This window comes from Campylobacter corcagiensis (genome assembly GCF_013201645.1).
Taxonomy (GTDB): Bacteria; Campylobacterota; Campylobacteria; order Campylobacterales; family Campylobacteraceae; genus Campylobacter_B; species Campylobacter_B corcagiensis.
Map to the genome: position 1 here is coordinate 143,888 of NZ_CP053842.1, position 14,348 is coordinate 158,235.

Genomic DNA, 14,348 nt, shown 5'->3' on the forward strand with positions numbered 1-14,348 from the left:
ACCTTTTATTTTACGCAAAGGCTTACAAATCCCGTGGATCAGTGATTTTACCAGTTATTGCAGAAGCTGCTGCAACGGCTGAGTTTGCAAGATAAACTTCACTACTTCTATCGCCCATTCTACCAACAAAGTTTCTGTTTGTTGTTGAGATGCATCTTTCTCCTGCTCCTAAAATCCCCATATATCCGCCAAGGCAAGCCCCACAAGTTGGGTTACTCACAACCGCACCAGCATCAGCAAATATATCCATTAAACCCTCTTTTTGTGCAGCAAGGGCGATTTTTTGCGTTGCAGGAGTTATGATAAGGCGGGTTTTACGAGCTACTTTTTTACCTTTTAAGATATTTGCCGCTATTCTTAAATCACTCAGTCTTCCATTTGTGCAACTTCCTATAAAGGCTTGGTCTATCGCGATGTCATCTTTAACTGCTTCTCTAACACTTTTACCATTACTTGGTAAAAATGGATATGCGATAACTGGGTCAAGCTTTGAAGCATCAATTTCTAAAATTTGTGAGTAAGTTGCCCCATCATCTGAGTAAAAATATTTTGGTGTATCTCTTAAATTTTTACTAGCTAAAAACTCTTTTGTGATCTCATCAGCTGCGGTTATTCCGCTTTTTCCACCAGCTTCTATTGCCATATTACAAAGGCTAAATCTTGAGTCCATATCTAAAAACTCAATGCTTTCTCCTGTAAATTCAAGTGCTTTATATAACGCCCCATCAACGCCTATTTGCCTAATAACTTCCAAAATCAAATCTTTTCCATAAATATGCTCACCTGGTTTTCCTTTAAAAACGACCTTGATACTCTCAGGAACTTTAAACCAGTTTTTTCCAGTTATCATGGCATATGCTAAATCAGTACTTCCCATACCAGTTGCAAAAGCCCCCAAAGCCCCATGAGTACAGGTGTGCGAGTCAGCTCCTATTATCACATCTCCTGGAATAACTAGCCCTTTTTCAGGCAAAAGTGCGTGTTCAATTCCCATATCTTTTTCATCAAAATAGTTTTTTAAGTCATGTTCGTATGCGAAATCTCTTGAAATTTTTGCTTGATTTGCACTTAATATATCTTTTGCAGGAATGTAGTGATCCATAACAATGGCAAATCCATCAGGATTAGCTAATTTTTTTGCCCCACTTTCTCTAAAAGCTTTTATTGAAATTGGCGTTGTTATGTCATTTCCTATAACCATATCAATTTTAGAATCCACTATCTCTCCAGCTTTTACAGCCCGTCCAATGTGGTCACTAAAAATTTTTTCAGTAATTGTTTGCTTCATACTTTACCTTTTTACAAAATGATGTTATTTTACCCAAATCTTACTAAATTTCACTATAATTAGGTCATGAAATATAAAATTTTAACTCAAATCGGTAGTTTTTTACAGCAGTTTAGAAAAATTTCATCTATAAAACGGGTAAATGATAGAGTTTTATTAGTTGATTTTGGTAAGAGTTACAGGCTAAATTTTGATATGGATAAGACAAATTCAAGCGTGTACATAGATGAAAATTTAGTTCCTATAAAAGAGTATAAAGCTCCATTTGACGGGGTTTTGGCTAAGAGATTTAACGCTAGTGATATTGAAAAAATAGAGGTTATGAAAGGAAATAGAATTTTACTTATAAAGGCTAGCAAAAGTGGAAGTTATAAAAAGATTTTTACAAATATATACTTTGAATTTACTGGACGCTTTACAAATGTGATAATAACTGATGAAGATAGCATTATTTTAGAAGCATTAAGCCACTATGAAAATGATCACAGAGCTATAAAAGTAGGCGAAATTTACACTATGCTTAAGCCTATTGACATAAAAGAAAAAGCTGTTCTTGAGATTGGGGATTTTAAAGAGTTTTTTATAGATGAATTTAGGCGTTTAAACGATAAAAAACTTGAATCTGTAAAGATAAGCAAGCTAACTCAGATTTCTAAAAAGATTGAGAATTTAGAGCTAAATTTATCAAATTTAGAAAGCAAAGATGAGCTTTTAGAAAAGTCAAAAAATATCTCAAATTTAGCCACAATTATAACTGCAAATTTGCATACCTTAAAGGAATTTGATAGAGAATTTACTCTTAAAGATTTTAGTGGTAAAAGTATCTCATTTAAGATTGATGAACCCCCTAAAATTCATACTAAAAATCTTTTTAACGAAAGTAAAAAACTTAAGCAAAAAGCAGCTGGAATTGAACAAGAAGCTGAGAATCTAACCTCAAAGCTAGAGTTTTATAACTCACTAAAAGAGCTAATTACTCACGCAAAAAGCATAAATGAACTTGAAATCTTACTTCCTAAAAGAAGTTCTAAAAAATCATACGAAAAAGAGCATGATAATGTAGAAAATTTTTATTTTAATGAGTATAAAATTTCAGTTGGAAAAAATGAAAAAGGAAATGAATTCTTACTAAAAAATTCTAAAAAAAATGACTTCTGGTTTCATCTAAAAGATATCCCATCATCTCATGTTATCGTTAAAACAAATAAGCAAAGCTTAACGCCTGAAGTTATAGAATTTGCTGCCAAAGTGTGTATAAATTTTAGCGTTAAAGGTGCTGGAAAATACGCTGTAGACTTTACAAGACGCTCAAATGTTAAGGTTAGGCAAAAAGCTTTTGTAAACTATGATAATTACGATACGATTACGCTTGATAAGCCTTAAATTTAAGTATTTTTAGATAAAATTACCCAAAATTTGACAAAATGGAGGAATTTTATGAAAACTCGCATTAAAACAGCAGGAATTTTAATAGCAGCACTTCTTGTGCTTGCGTGGCTGGACTTTTATATTCTAAATTTAGCGATATTTGTAGTTGCTTTGGTTATTGCAATGGTTGAAGCTTTTAAGCTTTACGGAATTAAAGAAAACGATCTTGCTATCGTTGGTGGTTTTCTTTTTGTAGTAGCAGCAATACTATGTGGTTCGTTTAGTGGGTATTATAAATTTATAATTTTTACGCTTTTACTTGCAACTTCTATTGTAGTGCTTAAAAATAGCGAAAATTTAGATCCGATAAAAGTTACTCTTTACCCTTTTGCTCCACTTCTTGTGATGTGGGCAATTTATGACTCACTTGGCATGATATATTTAGTTTATCTAATCGTAATAGTGGCTGTTATGGACTCTGGAGCTTACTTTGTAGGCAAATTTTTAGGCTCACACACATTTACAACAACTTCTCCAAACAAAACAATAGAAGGCGTTATAGGTGGCTTTGTAGCTACTTTTTTCATAGCTGGAGTTTTTTATAGCCTGTTTTTAAAAGATGGTGTTATTGGCTGTCCGTTTTTATCGACAATGTTTATTGCTTTAGCGAGCTTTTTTGGTGATCTGTTTGAAAGCTACTTGAAACGAAAAGCTGGAGTTAAAGATAGTGGCGATATATTTCCAGGTCATGGCGGTATGCTAGATAGACTTGATAGTTATCTATTTGCAAGTATTGCGATGAGTATGGTTGTGGCGTGGTAAATTTATGGTTGTTTTAGGATCAACTGGAAGTATTGGTAAAAATACCTTGCTCATCGCTAAGCAGTTTAATCTTAGCGTTGAAGCACTTAGTTGCAATAAAAACATAGAGCTTTTAAATGCTCAAATAGCTGAGTTTAAGCCAAAATTTGTCTGTGTTGGAAGCAAGAATTTAAAAAGTAAAGTTAAAGGTGATGTTAAGGTTTTTGCTGGTGAAGATGGAATTTTAAATATGCTTGAAAATTCTAAAAGCCAAAAGGTTATAAACGCTCTTGTTGGCTTTGCTGGACTAAAGCCTAGCATAAAAACTCAAAAACTCAACAAAACCCTTTGTCTTGCTAATAAAGAAAGCCTTGTAGTTGGTGGTAAATTTCTAAAAACTAGTGAAATTTGTGCTATAGATAGTGAGCATTTTGGGCTTAAGTTTTTGCTTAAAGATAGCCCTGATATTTCTAAACTAATAATAACAGCAAGTGGCGGGGCATTTCGCGATGCTACGCTTAATGATCTAAAAACTGCAACGCCAAAAGATGCACTAAAGCATCCAAACTGGGACATGGGAGCAAAAATAACAATAGATAGTGCTACTATGGCAAATAAGCTTTTTGAAGTACTAGAAGCTTACTGGCTCTATGGCTTAAAGAGCGTGGATGCAGTCATTGAAAGAAGTTCAACAATACACGCTTTAATTGAGTTTGTTGATGGTTCAACAACTGCTCATATCAGCAAAACAGATATGAAACTAGCCATAGCTCACGCTATTATGCCAAATTTAAATTCTCAAATTTTATCACACTTTGATCTTCTTAGTTTACCACCACTTAAATTTGAAGAGATTTGCCCTAAAAAATACCCTATTTTCTCACTAAAAGATGAGGTTTTAAAAAATCCTAGCCTTGGGGTTATAATAAATGCAGCAAATGAGATATATGTGGCTAAATTTTTAGCTAAAGAGTGTGAGTTTTTAGCACTTAAGAGTATGGTTTTAAAAGCTTTGGATAAATTTTGTGGTGAGAATTTGGGTAGCTTAGAAAGTGTTTTAGAAGTTGATAGAAAGGTTAGACAATTTGTCTCTAAAATAAAATTATGAAATTTATAATAATAAAACTAGATAAAGAAAAGTATAGCCAGGTAATCCAAAAATTAGATGAGTTAAAAACAAATGATAACTATAAAAGAAATTTTGATTGCTATTTTATAGAAGAAAAAGTTACTTATAGTGATGATTTTGCCGATAAATTTGTGGTTTTTAATGATGAGTATTACGCTATAAATGATGATAAAAATAGCGATGAGTATTTTTATAATAAATTCTATTTTTTAAAATCTGAGTCTGAATTTAATGATTTGGTTAAAATATATAAAATCACAAATTTGTATAAAAGAGATAGAGGCGGTTATATGGTTGGATTTAATAATAATACTTTTATCTGCTTTAGTCAGATGAGTACTGATAGCGGTCTAAATTCGCCAAATGTCTTTAAAATTCTGTTTTTGCAAATTTTATCTATATCTTATCAGGGCTTAAATCAAGAATTTCTTCAAAATCTTCAAAATCTTGACGGTAAATTTGATGATGTGGTTGCTTCAGATTTAACATTTAAAATTCATAACTTCAGGCTAAAAGAGATAAAATGCAACCTTTATAAAAGTCATATTGGCGATGAAACATATGAAATTTATAAGATGATCGTTGAGTATTTTGATTTTAAAAATACTTTTGAAAAAATTTCGCAAGTATTTCAAGAGATATTTGCTGTAAAAACTAGAGAGTATGAGATAAAAAACATCAAACTCCAAAATGACTTTAATGAGCATATAAAAAACCTTTTCGAAGAGCAAAAAAAGCAGACCCTAGAGCGAGAAAAACAAGATAAAAAGATGAATAAATTTGTAAAGCTTGGTACTTCTATTACGATACTAACCTTCATAAGCGTCATAGCTGATATTTTTAATCTTTGGGATAGATTTAAGGTAAATTTTTAACACTATAAAATTTCTTTAAAGAAATTTCAGGTATAATCCATTCTTTGGAAAATTTAGGTTTTTCAAAGCTTTACCTTCATCTTCCCGCGAATTCTTACTTAAAGGTATAAAATGAACTCACACGAGTATAAATTTCATCCAAAAGATGCACTCTTAGGTGCTCAGTTTTTGTTTGTTGCATTTGGCGCTTTGGTGCTTATGCCGATTTTATGTGGGCTTGATACAAATGTCGCTTTATTTACCGCTGGTGTTGGAACTCTGATATTTCAGCTTATTTGTCGCAACAAAATTCCGCCGATATTTTTAGCATCAAGCTTTGCTTTTATAGCTCCTATATCTTTTGCAGTAGACAGATGGGGCTTAGCAGCTGCGATGGGCGGGGTAGTCGTGGCTGGCGTTGTTTATGCTCTATTTGGGCTTTTTGTGAAATTTAAAGGTACTGGTTTTATAGATAAATTTTTGCCACCGATTGTCGTAGGTCCTGTGATAATGACGATTGGGCTTGTTTTAGCTCCTACTGCTGTAGCTTCAGCAATGCCAACTGATCTTAGCTTATATACAGCTTTAAATCCAAATTTTACTACAACTGATGCGATGATAATTGCTGGCATTAGTCTTTTTGTAACGCTTTTGTGTATTGTTTTTGCCAAAGGTGCATTAAAACTCATCCCAATACTATGTGGTTTAAGCGTTGGGTATATAATTTCGTTATTTTATGGAATAGTAGACTTTAGCTATGTAAAAGCAGCGTCTTGGTTTGCTGTGCCAAATTTCACTACGCCTAAATTTGAACTAGATGCCATACTTTTTATGATACCTATCATAATAGCTCCAATAATCGAACACATTGGAAATATCTACGCAATCTCAAATGTAACAAACTACGACTACACAAAAAAACCAGGACTTCATAAAACGCTTTTTGCAGATGGCGTGGCGACTACTGTGGCAGCCTTTTTAGCAGGACCACCTTGTACAACATATGCTGAAGTAACAGGAGCAGTTAGGCTCACAAAGGCTTTTAACCCAGCTATTATGACTTGGACGGCAATAACTGCTATACTTTTAGCATTTGTTGGTAAACTAGGAGCTTTGATAGCAAGTGTGCCACCTTGCGTTTTAGGTGGTATAATGGTGCTACTTTTTGGTATCATAGCAAGTGTTGGAATGGAGACTTTGATAAAACATAGAGTTGATATGGATGAACCACGAAATATGGTAATAATCGCTCTTATTTTAGTGCCTTCTCTTGGTGGAATGGTGCTTGACTTTGGTTTTGCAAGTTTTAGTCAAATCGGTCTTGGTGCAGTTGTTGGAGTGATTTTAAATTTAGTTTTACCAAAGAGTAAAAATCAAGCCACAAAAGATTAGGAAAAAGCTATTTTTTTATAAAATAAGCTGAAATTTGGTAATGTTTTTATATAATGACAAAAATTTTAAGGAATTTTGTGATATATCTAGTTCAAACTGATACTACTGTAGGGCTTTTAAGTAGGGATTTTAAAGAGCTGAATTTAGCCAAAAACAGAGACGCTAATACGCCTTGCATACTTACTACAGCTAAATTTTTAGGTCTTAGAGTGCCAAGACCTTTTAAAAATTTAGTGCGAAAAGCTAGAAAAACAACCTTTATCTATCCAAATGCTAAAAGTATACGAGTAGTAAAAGATTGTGAACATGAGAGCTTTTTAAAAGAGCACGGTAGTATGTACTCAACATCTGCAAATCCTCATGGAAAGGGCTTTGATGAAGAGTGGGCAAGAAGCGTAGCTGATGAGATAGTGGGAAATAACTTTTCATCAAAACAAAGCTCTAGAATTTATAAAATTTCAAGAAAAAAGTTAAAGGTTATTAGATGAGAGAGACTATTTCAAATTTGCGTGAAAATGGCTTTGAAGTCGTTGTGGCTGAGAGCGGAGCATGGGCTTTAGTATATGCTAAAGGAATGATAAAAAGAGGAATGAGTGTAGGGCTTGGTGGGTCTGTTACAGTTTCTCAAATAGGTCTTTTGGAGTATTTGGAGAATTTACCAGACATTAAACTCTACAATCAATACGAACAAGGAATAACTGAAACTGATAACTACAATAGACGAAGAATGGGGCTAGTAAGCGATCTATACATCACGGGGTGTAATGCCATAACAAGAGATGGTCGCTTAGTAAATGCTGATGGCAGTGGAAATAGAATAGCTGCTCAAATTTATGGACCTAAAAAGGTTGCGATTTTTGCTGGAATAAACAAAATAGTTGACAGCGTTGAAGATGGATTTAAAAGAATAAAAGATGTCGTTGCACCACTAAATGCTGATAGGTGTAATGAAAGAGCTCTTAGTTTTGGTAAAAAAGCAAGATTTACATCTCAAAATATAGCTAAAAAATGGAGCATAATAGATAGTGATGAACCAGGCAGAACTACCATAGTGCTGATAAATGAAGAGCTCGGGTTTTAGAGCTAAATTTTGTTATGCAAGATTAGATAAATTTTAATGTGTAAAAGCGTGAATTTATTATCACGCTACTTTAGAGTTTAATTAGATATTAAATTTTTAAATACATAACTAGCTAAGAAATTTCCAAATGTTGCAGTTACGCCCATAAAGCTACCAAGATTAGTGCAATTTGGAGTTTCATTGCTATACACTACATCAAAATCCCCGTTAAAGCCACTTTTTCTTAGTTCATATCTAAATTTTCTAGCTAACGCATCATCTTTTGTTTTCCAAATGTTAGTTATAGATATAAGCCCTGGATTTAGGCGTTTTGCTCCACCCATAGAACTAACAAATTTTGGTTTGTTAGTTATTAGACCATCTTTTTTGTTAGCAAGAGCGTTAGCTAAAAAGACCTTAGCAGGAATATCATCTATAGCATCTACAACAAAGTCAAATTCACTAAAGTCAAAGTTTTTTATAAATTCAGCATCAATTTTAGCGTGGATGGCTGAGATTTCAGCCATTTTACTTTTAAAAACTTCTACTTTTTTGCTTCCTAAATTTTCACTTCCGATTTGGCGATTTTGGTTTGTTATTTCAAAACTATCACAATCAATAAGTGTTAAATTCACAACCCCACTTCTATATAAAACTTCAGCACAAACGCCACCAACGCCACCAACGCCACATATTAAAACTTTTGCACTTTGAAGTTTAGAGAAATTTTCATCTCCTACAAGCATTTTGATTCTAGTAAATCTATCTTCTACTTTAGCCACTCTTTTAGCCTTTGTAGTTCTTTGTATTCTGTTAAATTTAGAGTTATTGGAGTTAGGCTTGCATATCCGCTAAATACCGCTTCTAAATCACTTCCAGAGTTTTTACTAGCATCAAAATTCATTGAATTTTGCCCAAGCCAATAATACTCAACGCCCCTTGGGTTTTTAGCTAAAGTTGCATCTGTGTAGTACTCTTTTTCTCCTGCGTGAGTTACTTTTAAGCCCTTAAAATCGCTCTTTGAAACTGCTGGGATATTAAGATTAAGTAGTTTTTTCTCAGGAAGCGGAAAGCCATCTTTAAAGATTTTATCAACTAAATCAAGAGTTATATCACAAGCTAAATCAAACCCATATTTTATCAAACTATCTGCTATATAAAGCTGTGAGACAGCAAGGCTAGAAACTCCTTGAAGCACTCCTTCCATAGCCCCTCCACAAGTGCCTGAGTAGGTGATATCTTCAGCCATATTTGCCCCATGATTTATGCCGCTTATGATAAGATCTGGTTTTTTATCTCTAAAAAGAGAGTGAAGTCCTAAAAAAATACAATCTGCTGGTGTTCCATCATCAACTTTAAAGAAATTATCATCAAGTTTTATCAGCCTTAAAGGTTTAGTTATCGTAATAGAGTGAGCACAAGCTGATTTTTCTATACTAGGAGCAATTACTGTGACTTTGTATTTTGATTTTAAGCTTTTTGCTAGTTCTAAAAGCCCTTCTGCTTCAAAACCATCATCATTTGTTATTAGAATTTCTCTCAATTTATATCCTTTTTTGGCATTATTTTATCATACTTTGGTATAATAACTAAAAATTTAGAGGAAATATGAGTAAAAAATTACTGATTTCAAGCCTAGAGCCATCGGCAAATCTCCATCTTGGTGAAATCTTAAATCACTTAGAAAATATAGAAATTTATGGAATTTTTGATAAAAAATTTGGCACGCCTTATATGGAGAGTAGGGAATTCTCAGCAATGGGTTTTGTTGAGGTTTTGCCACTTATATTTAAGGCAAAAAAGGCTATAAAAAATATGGTAAATTTAGCTAAAAACTGCGATGTTGTGCTTTTAATCGACAGCCCAGCTTTTAATATACCACTTGCCAAAGCTTTGAAAAAAGAAAAAGTTAAGGCTAAAATTATCTACTATATCCTTCCACAAGTTTGGGCATGGAAAAGAAAAAGGGTAAAAATAGTTGAGCAAAATTGTGATATTTTGGCTTCCATTTTACCATTTGATGAGAAATTTTATAGCCGTTCAACTTATGTGGGGCACCCTTTGCTTGATGAGATAAAAGTAGAAAAAACTAGCTATGAAAAAGAGAAAATTTTAGCATTTTTACCAGGGTCAAGAAAGGCTGAAATTTCAAGACTTATGCCTATTTTTAGAAAGTTAGTGCTAAATTTTGACGAATTTAGGAAAATTTTAGTTATTCCACCGCATCTTAAAAATAGCCAAATTTATGGAGATATTAATGGTTTTGAGGTTTCATATAGTACGCCTGAAGCTTTAAGTATTAGTGATTTTGCTTTTATTTGTTCAGGAACTGCTACTCTTCAAGCAGCTCTTATTGGCACCCCTTTTGTTCTTTGCTACAAAGCAAAAAGCATAGATATATTAATTGCCAAAACTTTTATTGGCAAAAGGATAAAGCATGTAGGACTTGCTAATATTTTCTTTGATTTTATGGGCAAAGACTCACTTCACGAAGAGCTGATTCAAAATGAAGTCACAGTAGATAATCTACTAAAAGCTTACAAAAACCATAACGCTATGAAATTTAAAACTGCCAAAGATGAGTTAAAAGAGTACTTAAAATTTGGCAGCAGTAAAAATGTAGCAAATTTTATAAAAAACAGTTAAAAGGAAAAAAATGACAGAACCAATGACACTATATGGATTTGAGAAAATAACAGCAGAACTTAAGGATTTAAAGCTAGTTCAACGCCCACAAGTAGTTGAGGAGATTGATATAGCTAGAAGTCATGGAGATTTAAAAGAAAACGCTGAATATCATGCCGCAAGAGATAAACAAGCTTTTATAGAAGCAAGAATAGCTGAAATTTCAGATATAGTCTCACGCGCACAAGTTATCGACCCGAGTAGTTATGAACATGATAAGGTAAAATTTGGCTCAACTGTAACAATACTTGATGTTGATACAGAATTAGAAAAAACCTATACAATAGTTGGAACTAGCGAAAGTGATATAAACAAAGGTTATATCAGCATAAATACCCCACTTGCAAAACAACTCATAGGCAAAAAAGAAGGAGATGAGCTAACTTTGAATTTGCCAAATGGTAGAAGTGATATAGAAGTAATTAAGGTTGTTTATAAGGAGATAAAATTTGACTAAAAAAGTTGGGATTATAGGCGTTAGTGGATATACTGGACTTGAGCTTATAAAGCTAATCTTAAATCATCCTTATATGGAAATTTCATATCTTGCAGCAAGCAAAGAGAGTAAAATTTGTGAAATTTTTCCAAGTTTAAAAGGGGTTTTTGAATTTGATGTAAGTATAGCAGATGCGAAAATAGCAAGCCAAAAATGCGATTTAGTTTTTTTAGCCTTGCCACATAAAACGGCCATGAGTTTTGCTAAAGAGATACTTAAATTTAACACAACTAAGGTTGTTGATTTATCGGCTGATTACCGTTTAAGTTTAGAAAATTATGAGAAATTTTACTGCCTACATGAAGATAAAGAAAATTTAAAAAACGCAGTTTATGGACTAGTTGAGTTAAACCGCCAAAAGATAAAAAGTGCAAATTTGGTGGCAAATCCAGGGTGTTATCCAACAGCTTCTTTGCTAGCTATTATTCCATTTTTAGAGTATATAAATGATGATGTGTTTATATCAGCACTAAGTGGAGTAAGTGGTGCAGGTAAAGGTCTAAAAGAGAGTAGTCATTTTGTAAGCGTAAATGAAAATGCAAATTCATATAGCCCGCTAACACATCGCCATACTCCAGAGATAACACAAATGCTTTCGTTAGTAGCTAAAAGAGCGATAAATGTGAGCTTTGTTCCACATCTTATACCGCTAACAAGAGGCATGTTAGTAAGTGCATTTGTTAGTTTAAAAACTAAAATAGACCCTTTGGAAGTTTTAAATAATTTCTATAAAGATGAAAAATTTATAAGAGTAAGACAAACTCCAGTTAGTATAAAAGATGTGGTAGGAACAAATTTTTGTGATATTTATGCTAAGCAAAATGGTTCTCATCTTTATATAAACTCAGCTATTGATAATCTTTTAAAAGGTGCAAGCTCTCAAGCCTTAGCTAACGCTAACATAATGCTAGGTTTTGATGAGTTGTTAGCTCTTCCAACGGTAGGTAATAGTGTTTGAAGTAAAGTCTGGTGCGGTTTTTGTAGCTGATGCACATGCTAATGTTAACAAACAAGAGTTTAAAAACTGGCTTTTATTTGTTAGTAAAAATCACCCAAATTTTAGTCAAATTTTCTTTATGGGAGATATGTTTGATTTCCTAGCAAATACAACTTATACGCAAAAATTTTATGCTTATGAAATTTCTCTTATAAATGAGTTATCTAAGATTTATGAAATTTACTATTTTGAGGGAAATCACGATTTTAATTTAACAGAAATTTTTCCAAATGTTAAGGTTTTTAGCATAAAAAATCAGCCTGCTATTTTTAGTTCAGAAGTAGGAGATATTTCGCTTAGTCATGGCGATAAATTTATACCTTTTTTTAGTGGAGTTTTCATTAGATTTTTACGAAATAAACCGTTTTTGAAATTTATGGACACTATAGATAAAGCTATGAATTTTAAAATTTCAAAGCTTATTTTAAAATCACAAGAAGATAAAACTCTATATAAAAAACACCCAAATTTTAAGAGCCTTATAGGTAAAAAAATCTCTAAATACAGCACCAAATTTATCATAGAAGGGCACTATCATCAAGATGAAATTTTAGAATTTAACCAAAAAAAATATATAAATTTAAACTCATTTGCTGTAAATCCTAAGGTTTATATAGTAAAATTTCTAAATGATACTGTTATGTTTACAAAATTTAAAGGAGATATGTGATAAAGCTATGTGTTTTTGATTTTGATAGTACGCTTATGGATGGCGAGACTATTACAAATTTTGCTAAGGTAGTAGGCAAAGAAAAAGAGGTTCAAAGTATCACTTCTAGGGCTATGGCTGGCGAACTTGATTTTTATGAGAGCTTAAAACAAAGAGTTAGCTATTTAAAAGGAATAGATAGTAAAAAAATCAAAGAAGTTGCTCAAAATTTACCATTCATAGAAGGGGCAAAAGATATCATTTCTTATCTAAAACAAAAGGGCATTAGGATTATAGTTTTTAGTGGTGGTTTTCATGTGGCAACTGATTATGCTAAGGAGGTTTTGGGTTATGATGCTAGTTTTGCTAACTACTTACATGAGAAAAATGGTGTTTTAACAGGAAATGTTGGTGGCGAGATGATGTTTGGTGACTCAAAGGGGAAAGTTTTAAAAGAACTTAAAGCCATACTTGGACTTACAAAAGATGAAGTCATGTGCGTAGGAGATGGCGCAAATGATCTGTCTATGTTTAAAGAAGCTGGCCTGAAAATAGCATTTTGTGCAAATGAAGTACTTAAAAAAGAGGCGACTTTTATAGTAGATAAGAAAGATTTAAGGGAGATAAAAAAGTATGTATAGTGGAAATTTTAGTCTTTGGTGTGATTTTGTAGAAAGAGATTTTATAAAAGATGATTTTGTAGATTTATTACAAAAAGGCGTTGTAAATGGAGCGACTTCAAACCCAGCTATTTTTAAAAATGCTATTTTAAATTCACCTGCTTATAAGGAGCAAAAAGAGCTTTTTAAAGATAAAAATCCAAAAAAGATTTATGAAATTTTAGCAACTACTGATATTCGTTTAGCAGCTAGAAGTTTGCTGAATAACTACATACAAGAAGATGGCGGGTTTATCAGTATCGAAGTTGATCCAAGATTAAGCGATGATGAAGAGGGGAGTTATAAGGAAGGAAAGAGGCTTTATAGCATTATAGGAATGCCAAATGTGATGATTAAAATTCCAGCTACAAAAGCTGGATATGGTGCGATGAGTGCACTTTTGGCTCGTGGCATAAATATAAATGCTACTCTTATTTTTTCACCTTCTCAGACAAAAGAGTGTTTGGAGGCTATAAAAGAAGGAACCAAACTTTTCAAAAAAAGATTTGGACCTGAAGCAACTCTTCCAAGTGCTGTTATAAGCATATTTGTAAGCCGTTTTGATAGACTGCTTGATTCAAATTTAGAGCCTAATAACCGTGGAAAAGTTGGAATTTATAATGCTACAAAGTGCTACCATATCATAGAAAACGCAAATTTATCCAACGCTAAAGCTCTTTTTGCAAGCACTGGCGTAAAAGGTGATGAGTATGAAAAAAGCTACTATATAGATGAGCTTATGTTTAAAAATTCTATAAATACAGCCCCACTTGATACAATAAAGGCATTTTTAGAAAGCAAAAAAGAGCTTAAAACACCTCTTGATTTAGATGAAATTGATGCTTTTTTAGATAAAATAGATATGAAAAGTGCTTATGAAAAGTTGCTAAAAGATGGCTTAGTGCAGTTTAAAGTGGCATTTGATGAAATTTTAAAAGAGTTGGAATAATAATAAATAGTTGGAGTATAA

At 32.7% G+C, this 14,348-nt stretch carries 16 protein-coding genes; 13 read left to right on the forward strand and 3 right to left on the reverse strand.

Annotated features, from left to right (window positions below):
• Window positions 1-22: 22 nt before the first annotated feature.
• Window positions 23-1,288, reverse strand: a complete 1,266-nt coding sequence (gene leuC, locus CCORG_RS00865) for a 3-isopropylmalate dehydratase large subunit (protein ID WP_025802520.1) — start codon at window positions 1,286-1,288, stop codon at window positions 23-25.
• A gap of 66 nt (window positions 1,289-1,354) precedes the next feature.
• On the opposite strand from leuC, the gene CCORG_RS00870 reads away from it, so the two are divergent.
• The 7 genes from CCORG_RS00870 (at window position 1,355) to CCORG_RS00900 (ending at window position 7,913) form a co-directional block, all read left to right on the forward strand.
• On the forward strand, window positions 1,355-2,671 hold the full coding sequence (locus tag CCORG_RS00870) for an NFACT RNA binding domain-containing protein (protein ID WP_025802522.1): 1,317 nt from the start codon (window positions 1,355-1,357) through the stop codon (window positions 2,669-2,671).
• Between the two features lie 54 nt (window positions 2,672-2,725).
• Window positions 2,726-3,478 (forward strand): phosphatidate cytidylyltransferase, encoded by a 753-nt coding sequence (locus CCORG_RS00875; RefSeq protein WP_025802523.1) that lies wholly within the window; start codon window positions 2,726-2,728, stop codon window positions 3,476-3,478.
• Between the two features lie 4 nt (window positions 3,479-3,482).
• Window positions 3,483-4,565 (forward strand): 1-deoxy-D-xylulose-5-phosphate reductoisomerase, encoded by a 1,083-nt coding sequence (gene dxr / locus CCORG_RS00880; protein WP_025802524.1) that lies wholly within the window; start codon window positions 3,483-3,485, stop codon window positions 4,563-4,565.
• Window positions 4,562-5,461, forward strand: coding sequence for a hypothetical protein (locus tag CCORG_RS00885; RefSeq protein WP_025802525.1), 900 nt, complete (start codon window positions 4,562-4,564; stop codon window positions 5,459-5,461). The genes dxr and CCORG_RS00885 overlap by 4 nt, the downstream gene beginning before the upstream one ends.
• Window positions 5,462-5,572: 111 nt before the next feature.
• Window positions 5,573-6,832: a uracil-xanthine permease family protein gene (locus tag CCORG_RS00890; protein WP_025802527.1), complete on the forward strand. Its 1,260-nt coding sequence runs from the start codon at window positions 5,573-5,575 to the stop codon at window positions 6,830-6,832.
• 77 nt (window positions 6,833-6,909) lie between these two features.
• Window positions 6,910-7,320, forward strand: coding sequence for a Sua5 YciO YrdC YwlC family protein (locus CCORG_RS00895; RefSeq protein ID WP_025802529.1), 411 nt, complete (start codon window positions 6,910-6,912; stop codon window positions 7,318-7,320).
• Entirely contained in the window at window positions 7,317-7,913 is a 597-nt protein-coding gene (locus CCORG_RS00900) for a lactate utilization protein (protein WP_025802531.1), read from the forward strand. Before CCORG_RS00895 ends, CCORG_RS00900 begins: the two co-directional genes overlap by 4 nt.
• A 77-nt stretch (window positions 7,914-7,990) precedes the next feature.
• Here CCORG_RS00900 and CCORG_RS00905 read toward each other — a convergent pair whose 3' ends face one another.
• Window positions 7,991-8,638 carry a ThiF family adenylyltransferase gene (locus CCORG_RS00905; RefSeq protein WP_034971400.1) on the reverse strand — a complete coding sequence of 216 codons (648 nt, stop codon included), beginning with the start codon at window positions 8,636-8,638 and terminating at the stop codon, window positions 7,991-7,993.
• A gap of 23 nt (window positions 8,639-8,661) precedes the next feature.
• Window positions 8,662-9,435, reverse strand: coding sequence for a 5'/3'-nucleotidase SurE (surE, locus tag CCORG_RS00910; protein ID WP_025802535.1), 774 nt, complete (start codon window positions 9,433-9,435; stop codon window positions 8,662-8,664).
• 65 nt (window positions 9,436-9,500) lie between these two features.
• Here surE and lpxB point away from each other — a divergent pair, with 65 nt between their 5' ends.
• From lpxB to CCORG_RS00940, 6 genes are read left to right on the forward strand one after another with little or no spacing between them, the layout of a single operon-like run.
• Window positions 9,501-10,538: a lipid-A-disaccharide synthase gene (lpxB, locus tag CCORG_RS00915; protein WP_025802537.1), complete on the forward strand. Its 1,038-nt coding sequence runs from the start codon at window positions 9,501-9,503 to the stop codon at window positions 10,536-10,538.
• Window positions 10,539-10,548: 10 nt separating this feature from the next.
• A complete protein-coding gene (greA, locus tag CCORG_RS00920; RefSeq protein ID WP_025802538.1) occupies window positions 10,549-11,034 on the forward strand; it encodes a transcription elongation factor GreA in 486 nt (161 codons plus the stop codon).
• On the forward strand, window positions 11,027-12,031 hold the full coding sequence (argC, locus tag CCORG_RS00925) for an N-acetyl-gamma-glutamyl-phosphate reductase (protein WP_025802540.1): 1,005 nt from the start codon (window positions 11,027-11,029) through the stop codon (window positions 12,029-12,031). Before greA ends, argC begins: the two co-directional genes overlap by 8 nt.
• On the forward strand, window positions 12,024-12,740 hold the full coding sequence (locus CCORG_RS00930) for a metallophosphoesterase (protein ID WP_232088136.1): 717 nt from the start codon (window positions 12,024-12,026) through the stop codon (window positions 12,738-12,740). Before argC ends, CCORG_RS00930 begins: the two co-directional genes overlap by 8 nt.
• Window positions 12,737-13,360: a phosphoserine phosphatase SerB gene (gene serB, locus CCORG_RS00935; protein ID WP_025802544.1), complete on the forward strand. Its 624-nt coding sequence runs from the start codon at window positions 12,737-12,739 to the stop codon at window positions 13,358-13,360. Before CCORG_RS00930 ends, serB begins: the two co-directional genes overlap by 4 nt.
• On the forward strand, window positions 13,353-14,327 hold the full coding sequence (locus tag CCORG_RS00940) for a transaldolase (RefSeq protein ID WP_025802546.1): 975 nt from the start codon (window positions 13,353-13,355) through the stop codon (window positions 14,325-14,327). The genes serB and CCORG_RS00940 overlap by 8 nt, the downstream gene beginning before the upstream one ends.
• Window positions 14,328-14,348 lie beyond the last annotated feature (21 nt).

Coding starts and splice junctions, on each gene's coding strand:
- CCORG_RS00900 (WP_025802531.1), top strand. CDS start 7,317: ATGAGAGAGACTATTTCAAATTTGCGTGAAAATGGCTTTGAAGTCGTT.
- CCORG_RS00870 (WP_025802522.1), top strand. CDS start 1,355: ATGAAATATAAAATTTTAACTCAAATCGGTAGTTTTTTACAGCAGTTT.
- CCORG_RS00890 (WP_025802527.1), top strand. CDS start 5,573: ATGAACTCACACGAGTATAAATTTCATCCAAAAGATGCACTCTTAGGT.
- greA (WP_025802538.1), top strand. CDS start 10,549: ATGACAGAACCAATGACACTATATGGATTTGAGAAAATAACAGCAGAA.
- dxr (WP_025802524.1), top strand. CDS start 3,483: ATGGTTGTTTTAGGATCAACTGGAAGTATTGGTAAAAATACCTTGCTC.
- CCORG_RS00885 (WP_025802525.1), top strand. CDS start 4,562: ATGAAATTTATAATAATAAAACTAGATAAAGAAAAGTATAGCCAGGTA.
- lpxB (WP_025802537.1), top strand. CDS start 9,501: ATGAGTAAAAAATTACTGATTTCAAGCCTAGAGCCATCGGCAAATCTC.
- CCORG_RS00940 (WP_025802546.1), top strand. CDS start 13,353: ATGTATAGTGGAAATTTTAGTCTTTGGTGTGATTTTGTAGAAAGAGAT.
- leuC (WP_025802520.1), bottom strand. CDS start 1,288: ATGAAGCAAACAATTACTGAAAAAATTTTTAGTGACCACATTGGACGG.
- CCORG_RS00905 (WP_034971400.1), bottom strand. CDS start 8,638: ATGCTTGTAGGAGATGAAAATTTCTCTAAACTTCAAAGTGCAAAAGTT.
- CCORG_RS00875 (WP_025802523.1), top strand. CDS start 2,726: ATGAAAACTCGCATTAAAACAGCAGGAATTTTAATAGCAGCACTTCTT.